General features: G+C 45.8%; 18 protein-coding genes and 2 pseudogenes. 9 read left to right on the forward strand and 11 right to left on the reverse strand.

Features of this window, described 5'->3' with window-relative positions; all coding sequences use genetic code 11:
* Positions 1 to 62: 62 nt before the first annotated feature.
* Positions 63 to 2,159, forward strand: a complete 2,097-nt coding sequence (locus ACVA54_RS10365; RefSeq protein WP_446649595.1) for an AsmA family protein — start codon at positions 63 to 65, stop codon at positions 2,157 to 2,159.
* Here the strand turns inward: ACVA54_RS10365 and ACVA54_RS10370 are convergent.
* From ACVA54_RS10370 to ACVA54_RS10380, 3 genes are all read right to left on the reverse strand, one after another.
* Positions 2,145 to 3,062: a bifunctional GNAT family N-acetyltransferase/hotdog fold thioesterase gene (locus ACVA54_RS10370; RefSeq protein ID WP_099079155.1), complete on the reverse strand. Its 918-nt coding sequence runs from the start codon at positions 3,060 to 3,062 to the stop codon at positions 2,145 to 2,147. The genes ACVA54_RS10365 and ACVA54_RS10370 overlap by 15 nt on opposite strands.
* A gap of 129 nt (positions 3,063 to 3,191) precedes the next feature.
* Entirely contained in the window at positions 3,192 to 3,626 is a 435-nt protein-coding gene (dtd, locus tag ACVA54_RS10375; RefSeq protein ID WP_446640851.1) for a D-aminoacyl-tRNA deacylase, read from the reverse strand.
* Positions 3,598 to 4,542 carry a virulence factor BrkB family protein gene (locus ACVA54_RS10380; RefSeq protein WP_446649596.1) on the reverse strand — a complete coding sequence of 315 codons (945 nt, stop codon included), beginning with the start codon at positions 4,540 to 4,542 and terminating at the stop codon, positions 3,598 to 3,600. Before ACVA54_RS10380 ends, dtd begins: the two co-directional genes overlap by 29 nt.
* A gap of 35 nt (positions 4,543 to 4,577) precedes the next feature.
* Here ACVA54_RS10380 and ACVA54_RS10385 point away from each other — a divergent pair, with 35 nt between their 5' ends.
* Positions 4,578 to 5,219: a DUF2959 domain-containing protein gene (locus tag ACVA54_RS10385; protein ID WP_099079152.1), complete on the forward strand. Its 642-nt coding sequence runs from the start codon at positions 4,578 to 4,580 to the stop codon at positions 5,217 to 5,219.
* 51 nt (positions 5,220 to 5,270) lie between these two features.
* Here ACVA54_RS10385 and ACVA54_RS10390 read toward each other — a convergent pair.
* Both ACVA54_RS10390 and typA read right to left on the reverse strand, forming a co-directional pair.
* Positions 5,271 to 5,804 (reverse strand): annotated as a pseudogene (locus tag ACVA54_RS10390) (AAA family ATPase).
* Between the two features lie 140 nt (positions 5,805 to 5,944).
* Positions 5,945 to 7,777: a translational GTPase TypA gene (gene typA / locus ACVA54_RS10395; RefSeq protein WP_099079150.1), complete on the reverse strand. Its 1,833-nt coding sequence runs from the start codon at positions 7,775 to 7,777 to the stop codon at positions 5,945 to 5,947.
* A gap of 528 nt (positions 7,778 to 8,305) precedes the next feature.
* On the opposite strand from typA, the gene glnA reads away from it, so the two are divergent.
* From glnA to add, 6 genes and pseudogenes are all read left to right on the forward strand, one after another.
* Positions 8,306 to 9,715: a glutamate--ammonia ligase gene (glnA, locus tag ACVA54_RS10400; protein ID WP_099079149.1), complete on the forward strand. Its 1,410-nt coding sequence runs from the start codon at positions 8,306 to 8,308 to the stop codon at positions 9,713 to 9,715.
* Between the two features lie 196 nt (positions 9,716 to 9,911).
* Positions 9,912 to 10,493 (forward strand): DUF4124 domain-containing protein, encoded by a 582-nt coding sequence (locus ACVA54_RS10405; protein WP_446649597.1) that lies wholly within the window; start codon positions 9,912 to 9,914, stop codon positions 10,491 to 10,493.
* A gap of 129 nt (positions 10,494 to 10,622) precedes the next feature.
* The gene (glnL, locus tag ACVA54_RS10410; RefSeq protein ID WP_099079147.1) at positions 10,623 to 11,669 is read left to right on the forward strand and encodes a nitrogen regulation protein NR(II); all 1,047 of its coding nucleotides are present in this window, start codon (positions 10,623 to 10,625) and stop codon (positions 11,667 to 11,669) included.
* Positions 11,670 to 11,730: 61 nt separating this feature from the next.
* Positions 11,731 to 13,134 (forward strand): nitrogen regulation protein NR(I), encoded by a 1,404-nt coding sequence (gene glnG, locus ACVA54_RS10415; protein ID WP_099079146.1) that lies wholly within the window; start codon positions 11,731 to 11,733, stop codon positions 13,132 to 13,134.
* A 107-nt stretch (positions 13,135 to 13,241) separates the two neighbouring features.
* Positions 13,242 to 13,867: pseudogene (locus tag ACVA54_RS10420) on the forward strand (EAL domain-containing protein); the annotation flags it as partial.
* Between the two features lie 146 nt (positions 13,868 to 14,013).
* Positions 14,014 to 15,018 carry an adenosine deaminase gene (add, locus tag ACVA54_RS10425; RefSeq protein ID WP_099079145.1) on the forward strand — a complete coding sequence of 335 codons (1,005 nt, stop codon included), beginning with the start codon at positions 14,014 to 14,016 and terminating at the stop codon, positions 15,016 to 15,018.
* 68 nt (positions 15,019 to 15,086) lie between these two features.
* Here add and hemN read toward each other — a convergent pair whose 3' ends face one another.
* The 5 genes from hemN to ACVA54_RS10450 all read right to left on the reverse strand — a co-directional run bounded on the left by hemN (position 15,087) and on the right by ACVA54_RS10450 (position 19,711).
* Entirely contained in the window at positions 15,087 to 16,478 is a 1,392-nt protein-coding gene (hemN, locus tag ACVA54_RS10430; protein WP_099079144.1) for an oxygen-independent coproporphyrinogen III oxidase, read from the reverse strand.
* Positions 16,479 to 16,661: 183 nt separating this feature from the next.
* Entirely contained in the window at positions 16,662 to 17,150 is a 489-nt protein-coding gene (locus tag ACVA54_RS10435; RefSeq protein WP_099079143.1) for a DUF2489 domain-containing protein, read from the reverse strand.
* Between the two features lie 7 nt (positions 17,151 to 17,157).
* Positions 17,158 to 17,700: a Der GTPase-activating protein YihI gene (gene yihI, locus ACVA54_RS10440; protein WP_446580937.1), complete on the reverse strand. Its 543-nt coding sequence runs from the start codon at positions 17,698 to 17,700 to the stop codon at positions 17,158 to 17,160.
* Positions 17,700 to 18,338, reverse strand: coding sequence for a class I SAM-dependent methyltransferase (locus ACVA54_RS10445; protein WP_446649598.1), 639 nt, complete (start codon positions 18,336 to 18,338; stop codon positions 17,700 to 17,702). The genes yihI and ACVA54_RS10445 overlap by 1 nt, the downstream gene beginning before the upstream one ends.
* A 755-nt stretch (positions 18,339 to 19,093) precedes the next feature.
* Entirely contained in the window at positions 19,094 to 19,711 is a 618-nt protein-coding gene (locus ACVA54_RS10450) for a c-type cytochrome (protein ID WP_446649599.1), read from the reverse strand.
* Between the two features lie 156 nt (positions 19,712 to 19,867).
* Between ACVA54_RS10450 and yihA the strand changes: the two genes are divergently transcribed.
* Positions 19,868 to 20,518, forward strand: coding sequence for a ribosome biogenesis GTP-binding protein YihA/YsxC (gene yihA / locus ACVA54_RS10455; protein WP_099079140.1), 651 nt, complete (start codon positions 19,868 to 19,870; stop codon positions 20,516 to 20,518).
* Between the two features lie 515 nt (positions 20,519 to 21,033).
* Here the strand turns inward: yihA and ACVA54_RS10460 are convergent.
* Positions 21,034 to 21,081, reverse strand: a complete 48-nt coding sequence (locus ACVA54_RS10460; protein ID WP_438356636.1) for a hypothetical protein — start codon at positions 21,079 to 21,081, stop codon at positions 21,034 to 21,036.
* Between the last annotated feature and the right edge of the window lie 122 nt (positions 21,082 to 21,203).

The raw sequence follows: 21,203 nt of genomic DNA on the forward strand, positions 1-21,203 counted from the left end.
AGCCTATCTAAGTAAGTCAACGACTCGCGACTTACTCCACATTACGTACAGGCTTTAGTCGGATGAAAACAGCAGGTCGGATTCTACTTTTTATACTCATACTCGCCATTGCAATTCCAGCGGCCTTTGTAACCATGCTGACCACCTCCTATTCTCGCCAAACATGGCATCTGATTTCGGATCTGGTCGACCTACCACTGCAAGCAGATAACGTTCAGTACGAGTTCCCATACCATCTCACCCTCAACAGAATTGCGTTCAAGCAAGAAAGCCTGCCGTTCATTGATCAAGTGGATATATGGCTTAACCCAGACATTCGTCGAGATGGACAATGGATTTTCGATAGTTTGCTGATCGATGGTCTAGATCTTCAGCAAGGGATGCCAACTCTGCCAAACCTAGCCACGGTTTACTTCCACCAAATTGCCTTGAAGAACCTCGACTACGCCGATGATGCATTCAGCATCAATGGGGTGAACATACAAATCCAGGAACCAACTTGGTCAAGCGACACTCAGCAAATACCATATGGAGAGATCCAACTTTCTGCCGAACAATGGTATTGGAATGGAGAAGCGTTTAATAAGCTCCTACTGGACGTAGACTACAGAGCGCAAGACAGCACGCTCTATGGTGCATCGTTTAACTGGCGCGGCAGCGAAGTTTCAGGCCAAGGCGAGCAATACCCACAAGGTTGGTCACTGGTGAATGTGACCGTAGATAAGCTGAATATCAACAACCTACAACTGCAATCCTTGCTCGCTAAGCCTTGGCAAGAACTGCCAATTACGATCACTCATATCAATAGTCTCGATCTGCTCAATGCCGATATCGAGTACGGTGATTGGCACTGGAAAAACCTAGAATTGTCACTAGAAAATGCCACTCTGCCGCTCTCACTATGGAATACAACCGCTCAACTTTCTCTGCAAGCAGACAGCGTGCATTTTCAACAACAAACTGCGGTAGAACCTAGACTGAATGCCCAACTCAAACCGGGCGAGATCCGGCTGCAAGAACTGAGCTTAGATTGGCAGCAAGGCGCAGTACGAGTATCAGGCCACTTCGAGCCACACCATTGGCAAATCAGCAACGCTACCATCAGTGGCTTGAAGTGGGCAATTCAACCTGAAGATAAGACCGATTGGTGGCAAACCGCCACAAAAAAACTCCACCAAGTCGATATTAAGCAATTAGAGATTGAACGCAGCCAAGTCATCCAATTATCTAAACAACCTTACTGGCAGCTTTCTGGTTTGAATTTGGAAGGCGACCAACTTGAAGTGAAACATCGCCACGGACACTGGGGGATGTGGCATGGAAAACTCGATGCCAGCGTCGTCAATGCCAGCTATGGCCAAGTACTGTCCTCTCATGCGGCGCTTTCAATGCAAAGTGACAACGGTCAGTGGCAGCTCACTCGCTTATTTGCACCGCTTGAACAAGGCTATATTGAAGGCTTTGGCCAAGTAGAATTAAGCCCCCCTAGCCAACCGTGGACGCTCAATCTCAATGCCGATGGCATCCCATTGCAACTATTCCACCCATATTTGCCAAAGGCACTGGCACTAAATGGTTTCTCCGACCTGAGCCTAGATTTGCAAGGCTTGGTTGGCGATCGCAATATGCTTGCCTATAGCTTAACGGGCCATGTTGAGGCCAACTTGCGTGACACCACCTTGAAATCACAAGCTGACCATTCACTCAAAGCCGTCATATTGAGCCCACTTCGTTTAGATGCTCAGCGTGGCGAGGTCTCCATCCAGCCTATTGCCCTCTCTGGCAAAAGCATAACTGGCAAAATATCGGGCGAGTTTGATATGGCAAATAATCCACTGAGTGGCATTGTATATACGCTAAATGACGTATGCGGGGCCATCAGAGGTGACGTACTCAGTAAAGAAGTGGAGATAAACGAATGTGTAAGTAACCCCAAGCAACAGAAGGAAGTGGCGCAAGTTCAAGCGGAAGCGGTCCAAATGACAAGTGAACCCGCAAAGCACAATGTCTTCGATAAACCGACTATAGAGGAACCGAGAGAGGAGTTCCCCGAAGAAATTATCGAAGAAAATGAGCCAGTTAAGCCCTCTATTTCCGAAGATCAATCTGCCTCAGGTGACAAAGAAAACGCAACAGAACAAACACTAACAGCGGAGTAATTTCGAGTAGTTAGGCAGTAGCATGTAAGTGCCAACAAAATCGACGGCTGGCACATCCCCACTGTAAATCACCACATGAATAACAATGCGAGCTTTACGCCCAGATGCTAAGCGATCCAAATCACCACTGATACCATCAAGTGACGTGCTAGCGACGGGATTTTGCTCCACTGGGTGACGATATCGAATCGAACTGTCGGCTAAAACGATATCGCCATGTAAACCACGTTCTTTCATCAACAGCCATGTCATCCCCCAGCCAGTCAATGTCGCTAAGGTGAAAGCAGATCCCGCAAATAAGGTGTTATGCGGATTCAAATTTGGATTGAGCTGCGCACTGCACTCAAACTGATAGCCTGTATACTGATTGATTTTGATGCCCATTTTGTCACTAATTGGGATCTGCTCTTCCCAACGTTGTTGCAACTCCATACACCAATCAGGACGACGCAATACCTCCGCCATTGGATCGAGCGGCTTCACCATTTGCTGGTGACGAACTGGACCTCGTTCATCGGTCAGTTCACCTCGACGTTCAAAGCCACTCTTTTCATAGAAAGCGATCGCGTCTTCGCGCGCATTACACACCAGGCGCTTTGCTCCCTCCTGACGGGCCAAAGATTCTAATGCCACCAACACCAAGGAGCCCACCCCCTTACTACGACGATTGTTTTTCACTGCCATATAACGGATCTGACCATCGTTATCTGGGGTGATGTACAAACGCCCAATCGCCATCGGGCGGCCACGACCATCGACAATCATCCGGTGGTGGCTCATCGCATCAAATTCATCGCGCTCCGAACCGACCGGCATCTGCCAAGGCTCTCGCAGCATCTGCCAACGAAACTGATAGTACTTATTAAGCTGATTTTCTGTTTTTGGCGTTATAAGTTTGAACATATCAATCCTTGAAAGTACAAATCAAATGAAAGTCTTAGGAGAAATACCCAAGCAAATTCAATTCACTTGGGCTTAAAGCTTAGACCATGATGTTATGGTTGCTAGGGCACATTGGTTTTTCGAGTGCAATTAAACCTGCAGCCAAAACGTCACTGGGCCATCATTTACCAGAGACACCTTCATATCAGCCGCAAATCGGCCTCGCTGCGTTGGCAACTCTTGCTCACACAGATCAGAAAAATAGTCATACAGACGTTCTGCATCGGCAGGGTGTGCACCACGAGAGAACCCCGCGCGAGTGCCTTTTTTGGTGTCCGCTGGTAACGTAAACTGCGACACCACCAAAACCTTACCGCTCACTTGCTTGACGTTCAGGTTCATTTTTCCTTCATCGTCTTCAAACACACGGTAAGTAGTTACACGATCCATCAAACGTTTTGCTTTTGCTTCATCATCATCCTTCTCGACACCAAGTAGGACAAGTAGGCCTTGGTCGATCGCACCGACTACCTCACCATCGACTCGAACGGCCGCTTCACTGACTCGTTGGATTAGCGCTATCACGACTCTCGCTTCCTTCATTTGTTAATTGAGATTCAGCGGTCGAGTGTATCATTTCTAAGTTATCACTCCAGTGCTCTCTTTCACCAAGTGCAGCCGTGACTTCTGCGCCAATCAGTACAATCAACCAGCACAAATACACCCAAACAAATAGGATCGGAATGGCCGCTAATGCACCGTAAATGAGCTGATAAGATGGGAATTGAGTAATGTAAAAAGCAAACCCCTTCTTACTCAACTCAAACAATAACGCCGCAATGGCCGCCCCAACGATACCATGGGACAGGTATACTTTCTTATTCGGAACAAGTAAGTACAGGCCCATAAAAGCAAAGAAAGACAACAGAAATGGTAGCCAACGCAAGAACACGTTATAGGCTCCTGTAAGCGTTTCATTGTCGATAATTTTTAACGATGTCACATACGACGTCGCCGCAATACTGGCCCCCACCAAAATAGGCCCTAACGTAAGCACCATCCAGTACATTGAGAATGAAAAAACTGGTCGACGCTTATCTTTTACTCGCCAGATATAGTTTAAGTTCTTATCAATATTGGAGATCAGCATTAACGCCGCGACAAACAAAAACGCACCGCCAACCGCCGTCATCTTACCGGTATTCGCGACAAACTCTTGTAGCGCCGTTCTTACTGCGTCTCCTGATGCAGGGACAAAGTTGTCGATGATATAGCCTTGAAGCACATCACCAACGTTTTCAAATACCGGGAATTGAGACAGTATCGATAATAGAACGGTCAACATCGGTACAATAGACAACAGAGTGATATAAGCAAGATAGCCGGCATTCACATTCACGCGATCATGTGTCATGCGCTTAAGCAAATATTTAACAAATGCGACGCTCCCCGGCACGAGCTTGATCAATCTCACCTTGTAACTCTCTGATAACTGGTTCATAGTTCATCTCATAAATTAGCGTCGAGGACATAAGAATGCCTTATTTATTAGCAATTGTACTATCAATTTTCACTTTGACAGGATGTCAGTCCGCTTATTACTCAGCGATGGAGCAAGTGGGCTATCACAAGCGAGAAATCATGGTCGACCGGGTTGAAGATGCCAAAGAGTCACAACAAGATGCACAGGAAGAGTTTACCAGCGCGCTTGAAGCACTTTCCGCTCTTACCAACTTCGATGGTGGTGAGCTAGAATCGGTCTACAACAATATTAATGATAAGTACGAAGACAGCGAGAAAGCAGCACAAGACGTGCGCGATCGTATTGCGGCAATTGAAGATGTCTCTGATGCTCTGTTTGATGAATGGCAAGATGAATTAGAGCTGTACACCAACGCAAAGCTGCGCCGTTCGAGCGAGCAAAAGCTGCGTGAAACCAAATCGTCTTACAAAAGCATGCTAAGTGCAATGAAACGTGCTGAGCAAAAAATGACGCCAGTATTGAACACGCTGCGCGACAATACCCTTTACCTAAAACATAACCTCAACGCTAGCGCTATCGGCTCTCTAAAGGGGGAGTTTTCTAGCTTAGAGAAAGACATTCAGTACGCGATCAAACAGATGAACGCGGCGATTGCTGAGTCAGACAAGTTCCTGCAAAAGCTCAACCAAAAATAAGCAGACTATATCTAACTACCCCCTCCTCCTCGTGAGGAGGGGTTCATTTTCTTATCGCCCAAGCAACCCACTAGCACGCCGAATAAAAGCGACTCTGTCTTCTACCGTTCCCCATGGCACATCGACCACTTGGTAACCCTGTCCAGCATAAGTATCGACTAACGTCTGATGAATCTGCAGTGCTTCCTCAAAACGGTGTGGACGAACCTCATCCTGCACATAAATAGCCGCTTCAGGTCGGCAGGCAAATACCAGGTGATGGTAGCCTATCCCCTCAACAGCAAAGGCTCTCTCCGCACTACAACCGCCGATTTTCAAGTATGCGGCGATATCTGGGATCGCGCGATCAACAAAAGCAATCTCATGACACAAAGCCTGATGTTATTGCTTCCTCATCAATGCAAGACATAACTTAGCGAACGCCGGCAAATTCGTCCAAGGGAGCACTCCATTAGGAATACGACTTTGCTCGGCAATTAACCGACGAGACGCTTCTTCAAAAGTGGCATAACCAAATTCAGACAGAGCCTTAACAAGTGTGGTTTTTCCGGCTCCCGGTCCGCCAGTAATGATGATGGGTTTCACTCATGACCTCATTGCTCATCGATCTAAGATCTCTCACCGATTCTGTCGTCATACGGAATCGGTGAGAATCAGGCAATAAAAAACCCTAAGTCGCAGTGCGGCTTAGGGCTTTCTGATATCAACTAACCTAGATTAGAGGATTACTTTGCATCACGTGAAGCACGTTTACGATCGTTTTCTGTCAGGTGACGTTTACGAATACGGATGCTTTCAGGTGTTACTTCTACTAGTTCGTCATCATCGATGAACTCCAGTGCTTGCTCTAGCGTGTATTTGATTGCTGGAGTAAGAACCTGCGCTTCATCAGTACCTGATGCACGAACGTTGGTGAGCTGCTTACCTTTCAGACAGTTTACTGTTAGGTCGTTTGAACGGTTGTGAATACCGATAACCTGACCTTCGTATACTTCATCCGCGTGCTCAGCAAATAAACGACCACGTTCTTGAAGGTTGAACAGTGCGTAAGTCAGAGCTTTACCTGTTGCGTTCGAAATTAGAACACCGTTGTTACGTTGACCGATCGTACCGCCTTTGTGTGGGCCGTAGTGATCAAACGTATGGTAAAGAAGACCAGAACCTGAAGTCAGTGTCATGAATTCTGTTTGGAAACCAATCAGACCACGAGAAGGCATCATGAAGTCCATACGAACACGGCCTTTGCCATCTGGAGACATATCAGTCAGTTCGCCTTTACGAAGACCGATAGCTTCCATGATACCGCCTTGGTTTTCTTCCATGACGTCGATAGTTACCGTTTCAAACGGTTCTTCTAGGTTACCATTTTCATCACGCTTGATGATTACTTCAGGACGAGATACCGCTAGCTCGAAACCTTCACGACGCATGTTTTCGATCAGGATAGATAGGTGAAGTTCACCACGACCTGATACGCGGAAGCGATCTGGGTTATCCGTCTCCTCAACGCGTAGAGCAACGTTGTGAACAAGCTCTTTTTGTAGACGCTCAAGGATGTTACGTGAAGTAACGAACTTACCTTCTTTACCCGCGAACGGTGAAGTGTTTACTTGGAACGTCATGGTTACTGTTGGTTCATCAACAGAAAGCGGAATCATCGCTTCAACGTTGTTCACGTCACAGATAGTGTCAGAGATCTTAAGTTCGCCAAGACCTGTGATCGCAATGATGTCACCTGCGTTAGCTTGCTCGATGTCATGACGTTCTAGGCCAAGGTAGCCCATTACTGTGCCCACTTTACCGTTACGTTTCTTACCATCAGCGCTTACGATAGTCACTTGTTGGTTAGGACGCACTGTACCACGAGTTACACGAGCCACACCGATTACACCAACGTATGAACTGTAATCTAGCTGAGAGATTTGCATCTGTAGTGGACCGTCAAGGTCAACATTTGGCGCTTCTACTTGATCAACGATAGTTTGGAACAGTGGTTCCATGTTTTCGCCAGTTTCGCCTTCTTCTAGCGTCGCCCAGCCGTTTAGTGCTGATGCGTAAACCACTTTAAAGTCTAGCTGTTCATCCGTTGCACCTAGGTTGTCGAATAGGTCGAACACTTGGTCCATAACCCAATCAGGACGTGCGCCAGGACGGTCAATCTTGTTGATTACAACGATTGGCTTAAGACCATGCGCGAATGCTTTTTGTGTAACGAAACGCGTTTGTGGCATTGGGCCGTCAACTGCGTCTACGATAAGTAGTACTGAGTCTACCATCGACATGATACGTTCTACTTCACCACCGAAGTCCGCGTGTCCCGGAGTATCAACGATGTTGATGCGGTAATCATTCCAGTTAATTGCTGTGTTTTTAGCAAGAATGGTAATACCACGTTCTTTTTCGATGTCGTTTGAGTCCATGACTCGCTCTTCAGCTTCGCCGCGAGACTCTAGAGTACCTGATTGTTGTAGTAGTTTATCAACCAGTGTTGTTTTACCGTGGTCAACGTGCGCGATGATCGCGATATTTCTTAATTTATCAATCTGTGGAGTAGCCATGGATTTGATTCACTTAGATAGATGAAATGCCCCCACACTGAGAACGGGTGCTCTCTAGGTGACATTTGCTGATTAAAAAAACGGCCATAATGTACCAGATTTTAGCAAAAAGCATAGAAATATGTGATCTACTCCCGAGCATTTCTGTCAAATTTACGCTTAACGCTCACTTTCTGATGTACAGCGGATTGATTCAGCTCAATTTTATCCCCATCACCGTTAATAGAAATTGACCAACGCTCAAAAAACAGGCTGAATGAACAATAATTTTGTCACATGATGGTGCAACACTAGTTTGACGCACCAAACCTGTGCATCATTAGATCATTTTGGTGCAAACGTTTGCACCAAATGAGCACCAAAAACCACAAGGCACTGAAAATACTGTAATATTTTTTTTGGCACGGTTTTGGCTTTAGATAAACAAGCATCGATTAACGATATGTCAAACAGATTAATCAATGCTGGATTTTATCAACGATTCATCAATCGAGTTTACCGCTTTATTAACACTGGAGGTTATCCAAGATGTCAGTAGAAAACGTTCTATCGCTGATCCAAGAAAACGAAGTTAAGTTTGTTGACCTACGCTTTACTGATACGAAAGGTAAAGAGCAACATATCTCTATCCCTGCTCACCAAATCGACGCAGACTTCTTCGAAGAAGGTAAGATGTTCGATGGTTCTTCAGTTGCGGGCTGGAAAGGTATCAACGAGTCAGATATGGTGATGATGCCAGACGCATCTTCTGCAGTGCTTGACCCATTCACAGAAGACGCAACGCTAAACGTTCGTTGTGACATTCTTGAGCCTGCAACAATGCAAGGTTACGATCGTGACCCACGTTCAATCGCTAAACGTGCTGAAGACTACATGCGCTCTACGGGTATCGCAGACACTGTTCTTGTCGGTCCTGAGCCAGAGTTTTTCCTATTTGACGATGTGAAATTCTCTAACGACATGTCTGGTTCTTTCTTCAAGATCGACGACGTAGAAGCAGCTTGGAACACCGGTACTGAAATCGAAGGTGGTAACAAAGGTCACCGTCCAGGCGTGAAAGGCGGTTACTTCCCAGTCGCACCAGTGGATTCATCTCAAGACATCCGCTCTGCAATGTGTCTAGTCATGGAAGAGATGGGCCTAGTTGTAGAAGCTCACCACCACGAGGTAGCAACGGCAGGTCAAAACGAAATCGCGACGCGTTTCAACACACTAACGGCTAAAGCGGACGAAATCCAAATCTACAAATACGTGGTACACAACGTAGCTCACGCATTTGGTAAGACGGCAACATTCATGCCTAAGCCTCTTGTTGGTGATAACGGCAGCGGCATGCACGTTCACCAATCTCTAGCAAAAGATGGTGTTAACCTATTTGCTGGCGACAAGTACGGTGGTCTATCTGAAACTGCACTTTACTACATCGGTGGTATCATCAAGCATGCTCGCGCTATCAACGCGTTTGCTAACCCATCAACGAACTCATACAAACGTCTTGTACCAGGCTTTGAAGCACCAGTTATGCTAGCTTACTCTGCTCGTAACCGTAGTGCTTCTATCCGTATCCCTGTGGTACCAAGCCCGAAAGCGCGTCGTATAGAAGCTCGCTTCCCAGATCCAGCAGCAAACCCATACCTAGCGTTTGCATGTCTACTAATGGCTGGTCTTGACGGTATCAAGAACAAGATTCACCCAGGTGAAGCGATGGACAAAGACTTGTACGACTTACCAGCAGAAGAAGCGGCAGAAATTCCAAAAGTGGCAGAGTCTCTAGAAGTGGCACTAAAAGCACTTGACGAAGATCGCGAGTTCTTAACTACAGGTGGCGTATTCTCTGATGACTTCATCGATTCTTACATCGCACTGAAATCTCAAGATGTAGAGCGTATCAACATGGCGACTCACCCACTTGAGTTCGAACTATACTACTCAGTATAAGACCCTCGCTGTGTAAGGTGTAAACACAGGTTACTAAATATTAGGCTCGCCTCGCAGGCGGGCCTTTTTTGTATTCGCTCGACTAACTAGGGTGTTTAACATGGAGGGATAACTGAAATACACTCAAACTCTTTTTCTTATGAGTCAAAGCGTAAGCAACCAAAACGTGAAATCATCGATCAAAAGAAGGTGGGCAATGAAAGTTCAGCTTTTACCATCGCTATGCGTGATCAGCAGCTTGCTAATTACCACGGCTTCATTGGCCCAAGTGGCTTACACTTGGGTTGATAAAGAGGGGCAGGTGCACTTCAGTGATACACCAAACCAAGGTGCGCAAGCCATTTCTCTACCAAACCTCGAATCCACTTCATCTGCACCTAGAGTGGAAAATACCGAGTCTCTCACTCCTCAAAAAAAAACACGCCCTGTACCACAAGCGAATGATAAACCAAAAACAGACAAGCCTTTACCGCTTTCCCTCGCTACGCTCGCCCCTCAGCATGATGAAACCATTCGCAGTAATCAAGGAATCATCCACATTCAGCTCGAGGCCAACCGTAAATTAGGTATTGACGAACAGTTGCAACTCTTCCTTGATGGTAAGCCCCATGGCGTGCCACAACACCGTTTAACTTGGCAGCTGAACAATATTGATCGAGGCACCCACACCCTTGCGGTGCAAGCGAAGCGAAGCGGCAAGCTTATTGCATCTACTAGCCCTATAACGGTGCATTTACATAGAGCAAGTATCAAGCCGACCATTAAAGGGGCAAATTAGAATATTTAGTGAAAAAAACGAACTCTAACCACGCTTTTCGCTTTTTCTTCTGAGAATTATTCGCCATACTTACGCTCTATTGCACCAATGTAGTGCAACGCACAGTCACAACGCAAACAAGGACGTAATGTGGATACCAGCCTCTCCTGCGCCATTCTCAATAACATGGTGACAGCAACACTGATTCTTGATGATGAGTTGGCTATTCGCCATGCCAACCCTGCCGCTGAACTACTATTCTCTCAAAGTGCCAAACGCATTATCGATCAGCCGCTATCGCAACTTATCCAACATGCTTCGATGGACTTAGCCCTACTTACACAACCATTACAAAGCGGCCAAAGCATTACCGACAGTGACGTCACTTTTGTCGTCGATGGGCGCCCTTTAATGTTAGAAGTCACCGTTAGCCCGATCACTTGGCAAAAACAGCTGATGCTACTAGTAGAAATGCGTAAAATCGATCAGCAACGTCGTCTGACGCAAGAGCTCAATCAACACGCGCAACAGCAAGCCGCCAAGCTGTTGGTTCGAGGGCTTGCTCATGAAATTAAAAACCCACTCGGTGGCCTGCGCGGAGCCGCACAGCTCTTACAAAAAATGTTGCCAGATCCCTCACTACAGGAATACACCCATATCATCATTGAGCAGGCCGACCGTTTAAGAGCACTCGTTGATCGCCTACTAGGCCCACAAAAACCGGGCAAGAAAAGCGAAGAGAACCTTCATCAAGTTTTGGAAAAAGTTCGCCAACTGGTTGAGCTGGAGTCTCAGCATAATGTCGTGATTGAACGAGATTACGATCCGAGCTTGCCAGAAATATTGATGGATGCCGATCAAATCGAGCAAGCCATGCTTAACATCGTCAGTAACGCAGCGCAGATTCTGTCTCGCCAAGAACATGGAAAAATCACAATTCGCACCAGAACGGTGCACCAAGCGAACATTCATGGTCAGCGTTGTAAACTCGCCGCTCGCATTGAAATCACTGACAATGGTCCGGGAATACCACCAGAACTACAAGATACCCTGTTCTACCCTATGGTCAGCGGCCGTGAGGGGGGCACTGGACTTGGGTTGTCTATTTCACAAAACTTGATCGACCAGCATAGCGGCAAGATTGATGTCGAGAGCTGGCCGGGCCACACCAATTTTACGATTTATTTGCCAATCTGACCAACCTCTATAACTTGAGTATTCGTCAGTAATTAGGCCTTTTGCTGCAAGGATTTATGACATGAGTAAAGGATATGTTTGGGTCGTTGATGACGACAGTTCAATTCGCTGGGTGATGGAGAAAACCCTCTCTTCGGCCAATATCAAATGTGAAACCTATGCCGATGGGGAGAGCGTACTAATGGCGCTCGAACGTGAAGTCCCTGATGTATTGGTGTCTGATATTCGAATGCCAGGCATTGATGGCCTAGAACTGCTTAAGCAACTGCAACAGAATTACCCTGATCTGCCTGTTATCATCATGACAGCACATTCAGATCTCGATGCAGCCGTCAATGCGTACCAAAAAGGAGCGTTTGAATATCTACCGAAACCCTTTGATATTGATGAAACACTCACACTTGTAGAAAGGGCAATCGCCCATAGCCAAGAGAACAAGCGTGAGCATTTACTGCCTGACGATGTACCTGCTGATGCGCCAGAGATCATTGGTGAAGCACCTGCAATGCAAGAAGTGTTTCGAGCCATTGGTCGACTGTCTCGCTCATCAATCTCGGTATTAATTAATGGCGAATCAGGTACGGGTAAAGAACTTGTCGCTCATGCTTTACATCGCCATAGTCCACGAGCGAATAAACCTTTTATTGCCCTCAACATGGCCGCCATTCCTAAAGACTTGATTGAGTCCGAACTGTTTGGTCATGAAAAAGGCGCATTTACTGGTGCCAATAGTGTGCGCCAAGGGCGCTTCGAACAAGCCAACGGTGGCACCTTATTCTTAGATGAAATTGGGGACATGCCGTTAGATATTCAAACTCGATTATTACGCGTACTTGCTGATGGACAGTTCTACCGCGTCGGTGGGCATTCTCCGATCAGCGTTGATGTCCGGATTGTCGCCGCCACTCACCAAAACTTAGAAAAACTGGTCCACAATGGCGATTTTCGTGAGGACTTGTTTCATCGTCTCAACGTTATTCGCGTACAAATTCCCGCACTTCGCGAACGTCGACAAGATATCGAAAAGCTGACTCAACACTTCTTAGTGCGTGCCGCCGATGAACTCAGTGTTGAAACCAAAACTCTACACCCATCATCCGTTGAGATCCTCAATCGTTTAGCTTGGCCAGGGAACGTGCGACAACTGGAAAATATTTGTCGTTGGCTGACCGTGATGGCAAGTGGCAGTGAAGTCCTTCCGAGCGATCTACCACCAGAGTTACTGGAAGAGAAAAAGATCACGACAGATTCGGAACATGGCCGTTGGCAAGAGCAATTGTCTAAATGGGCGCGTCATGCTTTGGCTGCAGGAGATAAAGAGTTGCTGTCTTACGCCTTACCAGAGTTTGAACGCATTCTATTGGAAGCCGCGCTAGAACACACTAAAGGTCACAAGCAAGATGCGGCGAAAGTACTGGGTTGGGGTCGCAATACACTAACCAGAAAATTAAAAGAATTGTACTAACGACAATGTAAGAAATAGTTATCAAGCGAATATTATTCGACTCGCTTGATAGCTCAAACGTCAGTACAATCGCAGACCTCCATCCCTAGTGTGATTAGCTTAATGGAAAAATGCTTACTCAACTCGTTGCTTCACCTTTTATGCTGGAATGTGAGGCTGTGTTTATCAAAGTATCCATTGGTGTCGTACAAACTCATGCAAGACAAAACATGCCACTCTGGTTACGTAATGCAAGCATTGCTCTCAGTGACACTAAGCAAGATACACAAACGGGGATGCGATTATCATCCAGAGATGGCGAGCGCATAAAAATTCCGCACGAAAGTGGTGACCCAAACTCAAACCGAAATTGATAACCGTGAGTTTACCCATCACTACCAACCACCTTGGGCAGTATGATGAAACTGTGTGAAATGGGGCTGGGTACTGCGATTGACGACTTGAGCACTGGATATTCATCTTTGGCCTATCTGCACACCCTGCCATTCACATGCTTAAAGATAGACCGCACCTTCATCACCCGACTAAGCAAAGAGGACTCAGGTAGCTCTGTGGTGGCCACCATCATAAGTATCACGAAAAGCCTGAAAGCGTACGTAGTGGCGGAGAGGGTGGAGAATGCCATGCAGCTCAACTACTTAGCTCATTGGCCGGTAATCAAGTTCAAGGGTTTTATTACCGCCGTCCTTTGCCGATAGAAGAATGGCCACCGAATTTCGTTAACATAAAGTAGAAAAGAGCTAAAATCGTTGCTTTCATAGTCAACCTCTACTGACAATCTAGCTAACTGTTCATTATACTTAACTGCAAATCTTACCCATGCATTATCACTGATAATTCGGGGGCTTTGTTCCTGTTCACAACATTCGGATCGACATAATGATAACTAAGAATCTTCCCCTAACTGATTTGCACCGTCACCTTGACGGTAACATTCGTACTAAGACCATTCTCGAGCTTGGCCAACAGTTTGGTGTTGCTCTACCCGCTTACGATATTGAATCTTTAACCCCACACGTTCAGATTGTCGAAGCAGAACCATCGCTGGTTGCTTTCCTTTCTAAACTTGACTGGGGCGTCGCAGTTCTGGGTGATCTAGACGCATGTCGCCGTGTTGCTTACGAAAACGTAGAAGATGCGCTGAACGCACAAATTGATTACGCCGAACTGCGTTTTTCTCCTTACTACATGGCAATGAAACACAAACTACCCGTTGCAGGCGTAGTCGAAGCTGTTGTTGATGGTGTTCAGGCTGGTATGCGCGATTTCGGCATCAAAACGAACCTGATCGGTATCATGAGCCGTACTTTTGGTACTGATGCTTGCCAACAAGAGCTGGATGCCATCCTTAGCCAGAAAGATCACATTGTCGCTGTCGACTTAGCGGGTGACGAACTTGGTCAACCTGGCGAACGCTTTGTTTCTCACTTCAAACAAGTACGTGACGCAGGTTTAAACATTACCGTTCACGCAGGTGAAGCGGCTGGTGCAGAAAGCATGTGGCAAGCAATCAATGAACTTGGTGCCACCCGCATTGGTCACGGCGTGAAGGCAATTCACGATCCTAAGCTGATGGATTACCTTGCGGAAAACCGTATTGGTATTGAGTCTTGCCTAACATCGAACGTCCAAACCAGTACGGTTGAGTCACTGGCAAACCACCCTATCAAACCGTTCCTAGACCATGGCGTACTTGCGTGTCTAAACACTGACGACCCAGCGGTTGAGGGCATCGAATTACCATACGAATACGAAGTCGCGGCACCAGCCGCAGGTTTAACCCAAGCACAAATTCGCCAAGCACAAATCAACGGCCTCGACCTTGCATTCTTGTCAGAAGCAGAGAAATCTGAGCTAAAAGAAAAAGTAAAAGATCGCGTTTAGTTACAACGAAAGACATAAAAAATGCCAGCATCTGCTGGCATTTTTGTATTTGCTCTACGTGGCGTAGTTTAGATTACTCGAGAGAATTGCTGCTGGCGCGCTTTCGCTCTTAAGTACTTATCGAAGCACATACAGATATTGCGGATCAACAGACGACCACGTAGCGTAACGCGAATTTCATTGTCATCCACTTCCACTAGACCATCATTGATGAAGGTTTGCAGTAGCTGTAGATCTTCTTTGAAGTACTGATTAAAGGTAACCTTAAATTCAGATTCGATCGCTTTTTTGTCTAGCTTGAAGTTACAGATCAGCTGCTTAATCACTTCACGACGCAGTAAATCATCCGCATCCAGTGACACGCCTTTCCACAGCGCATGACGCAACTCATTCACCTGCGCATAGTACTTCTTCAGCTCTTTCTGGTTTTGCGCATAAGCATCACCGATCATTGAAATCGCTGAAACGCCGAAGCCAACCAAATCACACTCGCCTTGAGTAGTATAGCCTTGGAAGTTACGGTGCAAAATACCGTCACGCTGCGCCACAGCGAGTTCATCATCCGGCATCGCAAAGTGATCCATGCCGATAAACTGGTAGCCAGCGCCAGTAAGCGTTGCGATGGTGTCTTGTAGGATCGCCATCTTCTCTTCCGCTTTTGGTAGGTCTTCATCTTTAATCTTGCGCTGCGCAGCAAACAGTTGTGGCATATGTGCGTAGTTAAACACAGACAAACGACCCGGCTGCATTTCTAACACTTGCTCAAGCGTCTTAGCAAAGGAATCCTTGGTTTGCTTAGGTAAACCGTAAATCAAATCCAAGTTAGTCGAGCGGAAACCAAGCTCTTTCGCACGAGCCACCATCGCAAAGATGAACGCTTCATCTTGTTCACGGTTTACAAGAAGCTGCACTTCTTTGTTAAAGTCCTGCACGCCAATGCTTAAACGGTTAAAGCCCTCACCACGCAGGTGATCGAGCATGGATAGCTCGATTTCACGTGGGTCAACTTCAATGCTTATCTCAGCGTCGACACTGAAGCTAAACTCTGCACGTAATAGGTTCATCACGCGAGTGATTTGCTTTTCTGACAGGAACGTTGGCGTACCACCACCAAAGTGCAGCTGAGTTACCTTGCGTCCAACCAACAATGCGGCGCGTTGACGAATCTCATGCTCAAGCACATCGAGATATTCGTCGGCTTTGTGCGAATGGCGAGTAATCACTTTATTACAGCCACAGTAATAGCAAAGCTTATGACAGAACGGAATGTGAACGTACAGCGATAACGGACGATCTGAGTACTGAGTGCATGCCATATCGTAGTCCGAGATGGTAAATGCTTCATGAAACTCCAGCGCTGTTGGGTACGACGTGTAGCGAGGACCGGAATAGTTGTACTTATCCAATACCGCTTGATCCCAGACGATTTGCTGTTTCGATTCAGAGTGTTGATTCGACATGGTGGTACTTTCCGTAAAATGCTAGGGCAACGAAAACTGTCACCCGATATTCAGAAACCGTTATTTTGCCACACGACAGTGGGAACAAAGGTAACCGCTAACCGCTTTTTAAGTATAAAACCAAAGAAGTGCTAGCGTGATCACGATACCCCGGAGGTTAAAGGAAACCACCGGGTGTAACAATTAGATCATCTGAATATTAATTTGGTTATTCAGTGGTTGGACGTTTTTCTGCAATATTTTGAGTTCTTCAATGATCGCATCCGTTAAGCGACTTTCCGCATTATGACGCATCAAATTTTGTTGCATACGCTCTTTCTTGGCGAGCTGCTGGCGGTCTTCCCCGCGCGCCATATCTTTTACAATATGAAAAAGCTCAGAAATTGCAGGATAGGTTTTATCAAAATCCACCCGATCGTCACCTTGGACATAGTCCATGATGTTGTAAACACGGATGCTGATTTCAGACAAATCACACTGCCCCTGAATGCCAGCCTGACACAAAGTATGCACGCTCTCAAAAATATTGGCGTTACGCTTGTCGATTGCCAATTTTTGATGCTTCAGCTGCAATTCCTTTTGCTTTTTCAATTGAAGCAGAAGGTAACCTGCATATGAAGCCAGCGCGATAATAATCACTGCACCCGCAATCGCTAATAAGGTTACGTTCATGAATTACTTATCCTTTGTAGTCGTCGAAGTTAATATCGTCGAAGTCCGCCAGTAGATCATCATCACTGCGAGAGCCTTTTACTGTAGGAGCAGTAAAGTCTTCCTCTTCTTCTGGCTCTAATAGACCCAATTGGTCCATCAGTTTTTCGATACGATCAAGCTTCTCATCAACGTACTGCTGCAGACCCTTACCTAAGTTTTCACCCGCTTCGATGCGATCCAGCAATACGTTCAATTGCGCATCATTCTCTAGCATCTCTAGCTCTTGTTGCGCTGACAGTTGACGCTCCTGCTTAGTCATCTTCTTCACTGGCTCAACAATCAAAGGAATTTTTTTCTTGCTGCCTAAACGAGGATCACGGTTTTGTGCCGCGGCCTGTTTCTTCTTCTCGTTGACTTCAGAGTTACGGCTACCTTTTTTTAAGCCTTTACGCTTTTTAGCGCGTTTGCGTAGACGGCCTTCCACATCCGATTCTGTACGGTTGCGAGTAACAATAACATCAGGTGCGCCTGCTGCACCTGGCTTTCTAGATTTCTTTGTACGGCTCATTACTGGGTCTTCCTCAGTAAAATAACATCATTACCAATAAATTCGAGTTCGAGCTTATCCCGCTCAGCTAGGAACTGGAAGGTATCACGGCTAAAGAACACCACATGAGTGAGATCATTCTTATAATGCCATGATTGAAAGGCTTCTGCGTCGATGACCATTTTCGTCATCAAGCCTATCCAGCCACCTGGCTTAACTAAATTCAACCATTGCTTCCACACCAAATTGGGGTGGTAGAGGTGTTCGATCACCTCTGTTGCTATCATAAAATCATACTGCTTTTCTAGCACCGAGGTATCAGGGTGGTAGTAAAGGTCGTACAACGCCATGCTATGCCCCGCTTCTTCTAACATCAATGAAAGCGTTGGGCCTGGACCACAACCAAAGTCGATTCCGTTCGATTGTGGTGAAATTCGCGCTGTGATTGGCTCAGCAATTCTCGACAAAAAGCGTCGATATCCCATATCGTTGGGATTGTTCTCATGCAGATCATAGTGAGCCTTTTCACTTTTCGCATCCAAACGCTGGTCTGGATTCACAAAGACTAAATGGCACTGTTCACATTGAAGGTATTCGCGTTGTCTATCTTCAAAATAGTGGTGAGTTCGCTGATTCTGACATAAAGGACAGGTGTGCATGCTGACTTCCTCAAACAGGGATGCGAAACATACCAGAAAGTGGACACAGATTGGAGTGTTGCTGGATACTTTTTCAGCAATTTTTGTTAAAAAACTTTGATTGGTAAAAATGAATATAAAAAAAGCGACAGTCAAACTGTCGCTTTCTGAATGCCACCATAGATGGCGAAACTGTGTTGCACACATTTAGTGCACCAAGAATCCTTTTGTTTTTAGCGCTTTCCCTGCCAAAAAGTGTTGTTCTTCATCTTCCTGATGAGTTTTGGCTATCCCTTCACTTCCTGTCTTCTGAGCTACTTCCTGAAGCCTGAATCCGTTTCGCTGTCTTTACCGTCAGACGAGATGATCATCCTTATCTGGCAGGCTCCTTGCCTACCTACATCCTTTTTCCGACTATCAAACGTCCTTCGTTTGCGTCCTTGGAGACCTCATATCCATGGTCTAAATTCCGGTGATTCACGTCCTGTGAACAGCGTCTACTTTACGGTTTATCCAAAAACCGACAAGTCATGGAACGTAATTATTCACAATATTTTTTGAGCAAAAACAAATAACCCAATCTATCAACAGCTTAAAAATAAAGACGAGAAATTGTATCGAGCAGGTATGGCAAATGTCTCACAAACCCCCGAGCTATCTATCACTTTTGCATCAAAATTCAAATGTGACCATGATCACTAAAAATAGCCAACAAAAATGCCCCAGCAGTTTTACCGGGGCATTTTTGTATATCCTTGCTCGAACGATGTAGGGAGTTAGTGCAGACCGCCAACGTATTTCGACAGAACGTCAATGTCTTCGTCTGTCATTTTCTTCGCGATGTCACGCATCATGGCATTCATATCGTTACCACGGTGGCCATCACGGAATTTTTCTAGCTGAGCTTTGATGTAGTCCGCATGCTGACCCGAAATTTTAGGGAAACCTGAAAGCTCAGTGCCGTTACCACGAGGACCGTGACATGCAATACATGCGGTTAGACCGCGTTCTGCATCACCAGCGGTGTACAGTACTTTGCCTTGCTCCACCACATTTTCAGGGGTTGAGCTCTCTGCGATGGGTAAAGAGGCATAGTAAGCAGAGAGATCCGCAATGTCTTCATCACTCAGTGGCATTGCCATGCCACTCATGACAGGATCGTAACGACCTTGTTTACCACCACTAGTCATACCGAGTTTTAGATCTTTTAACTGCTTCTCAAGATACTTAGCGTGTTGGCCTGCAAGGCTAGGGTACATTGCGAGTGCACTGTTACCATCTGCTCCATGACAGGCAACACAGGTTTGTGATTTTGCTTTACCAGCTTCAATATTACCTTGGGCCCATACTGAGCAACTGGCTAAAAGACTCAAAATTAGCGCTAATTTCTTCATGACATTCCATTATAATTATCAAGCTTTCAGTACCATGATTGAACATCTCGCGTACACTCATGATACAATAGGCGACCTTATGCCGAGCACGGTTATTTTACACAATTTCACAAAAAAGTAATCAATCGACTACACAAAGTCGAGATGGAGTTAACAGTGAGCGTAAAAATTCATTACCAAAACACGCATTTCATCACCAGCGCACCTGATATTCGTCATTTACCTGAAGACGAAGGTGTCGAAATCGCGTTTGCAGGACGCTCAAACGCTGGTAAATCGAGTGCACTTAACCGTCTAACTAACCAAAAAAGCTTAGCCAAGACATCAAAGACCCCTGGTCGTACTCAATTGATCAACCTGTTTAAAGTGGAAGAAGGTTGTCATATCGTCGATTTGCCAGGATACGGCTTCGCTCAAGTTCCCGTTGAGATGAAGAACAAATGGCAGAAGTCATTAGGTGAATACCTACAGAAGCGCGAGTGCCTAAAAGGCTTGGTGGTTCTAATGGACATTCGTCATCCAATGAAAGACCTCGACCAGCAAATGATTTTCTGGGCAATCGACAGCCGCATCCCTGTGCAGGTACTACTAACAAAAGCAGACAAACTTAAAAGTGGGGCTCGTAAGCAAACACTACTTCAAGTACGTAAGCAAGTAGAAACCTTTGGTGGTGACGTATCGGTTGATGTGTTCTCTTCGCTGAAAGGTCTGGGTGTCGACCAACTGCGTGCCAAACTGGATACTTGGTTTGCACCAGCGTTCGCACACCTGCTTGAAGAAGATGCGCCTGAGAACGGTGAAGAATAATTAACATATTTTGTTAAATTTTTTCGCATAGCCCTGCCTTTTGGTGGGGCTTTTGTTTATCTGCAGCGCAGCCACATGAATTTCAGACAATAAAAATCCCCGCCTTCCTGGCAGGGATAACGGGAGAGAAAAACTGGTAATTATTGTTATGTGGCGAAGCATTACTGAACTAAGATTCGATTACAATAGGTTAAAAAACAACCTGCACTTCATTCTTTATCACACCACACCGCCACTCTCAGCAAATCACTTTAAAACTCAACAACTTAATAAATGGCAAACATCAGATAGGCGTAACTTAGTTTCTTTAAAGAAAAAATTATAGTGTGACTGGTGTAAATTTACAGGATGAATAAAATGAAGAAAGAGATAGGAAATAGTTAAGTTTTGCAATGACTTAGCGAAACCAGCAGGGAGACTTTACGCATTCGAGGATTAACTTATTGTTCAGGAAGAAAATTTTTCTTTCGCCCAATAAAAAACGCCCCAGTCAAAAACTGACTGGGGCGGCTGAATCAGCCTAATCCAATAACGTGAAACAAAAGGTCTGAAAGATAGAACATCTTACCTCTGTACCCTACGCGAACTAATGTACAACAATTGGTCAGATATGCAAAGTATTTTTGTAGTTTTTTTTCATGAAAGTTTTGTTAAACAACATAGCGGTGAAAAATCAGAATACTTT

It is taken from the genome of Vibrio sp. PNB23_22_6, assembly GCF_052877535.1.

What these genes read in the sequence shown, in the direction of transcription:
- ACVA54_RS10370 (WP_099079155.1), bottom strand. Translation starts at nt 3,062, where the DNA reads ATGTTCAAACTTATAACGCCAAAAACAGAAAATCAGCTTAATAAGTAC.
- glnG (WP_099079146.1), top strand. Translation starts at nt 11,731, where the DNA reads ATGAGTAAAGGATATGTTTGGGTCGTTGATGACGACAGTTCAATTCGC.
- yihI (WP_446580937.1), bottom strand. Translation starts at nt 17,700, where the DNA reads ATGAGCCGTACAAAGAAATCTAGAAAGCCAGGTGCAGCAGGCGCACCT.
- ACVA54_RS10435 (WP_099079143.1), bottom strand. Translation starts at nt 17,150, where the DNA reads ATGAACGTAACCTTATTAGCGATTGCGGGTGCAGTGATTATTATCGCG.
- ACVA54_RS10380 (WP_446649596.1), bottom strand. Translation starts at nt 4,542, where the DNA reads ATGAACCAGTTATCAGAGAGTTACAAGGTGAGATTGATCAAGCTCGTG.
- ACVA54_RS10450 (WP_446649599.1), bottom strand. Translation starts at nt 19,711, where the DNA reads ATGAAGAAATTAGCGCTAATTTTGAGTCTTTTAGCCAGTTGCTCAGTA.
- hemN (WP_099079144.1), bottom strand. Translation starts at nt 16,478, where the DNA reads ATGTCGAATCAACACTCTGAATCGAAACAGCAAATCGTCTGGGATCAA.
- ACVA54_RS10445 (WP_446649598.1), bottom strand. Translation starts at nt 18,338, where the DNA reads ATGCACACCTGTCCTTTATGTCAGAATCAGCGAACTCACCACTATTTT.
- ACVA54_RS10405 (WP_446649597.1), top strand. Translation starts at nt 9,912, where the DNA reads ATGAAAGTTCAGCTTTTACCATCGCTATGCGTGATCAGCAGCTTGCTA.
- glnA (WP_099079149.1), top strand. Translation starts at nt 8,306, where the DNA reads ATGTCAGTAGAAAACGTTCTATCGCTGATCCAAGAAAACGAAGTTAAG.
- ACVA54_RS10365 (WP_446649595.1), top strand. Translation starts at nt 63, where the DNA reads ATGAAAACAGCAGGTCGGATTCTACTTTTTATACTCATACTCGCCATT.
- add (WP_099079145.1), top strand. Translation starts at nt 14,014, where the DNA reads ATGATAACTAAGAATCTTCCCCTAACTGATTTGCACCGTCACCTTGAC.
- typA (WP_099079150.1), bottom strand. Translation starts at nt 7,777, where the DNA reads ATGGCTACTCCACAGATTGATAAATTAAGAAATATCGCGATCATCGCG.
- ACVA54_RS10385 (WP_099079152.1), top strand. Translation starts at nt 4,578, where the DNA reads ATGCCTTATTTATTAGCAATTGTACTATCAATTTTCACTTTGACAGGA.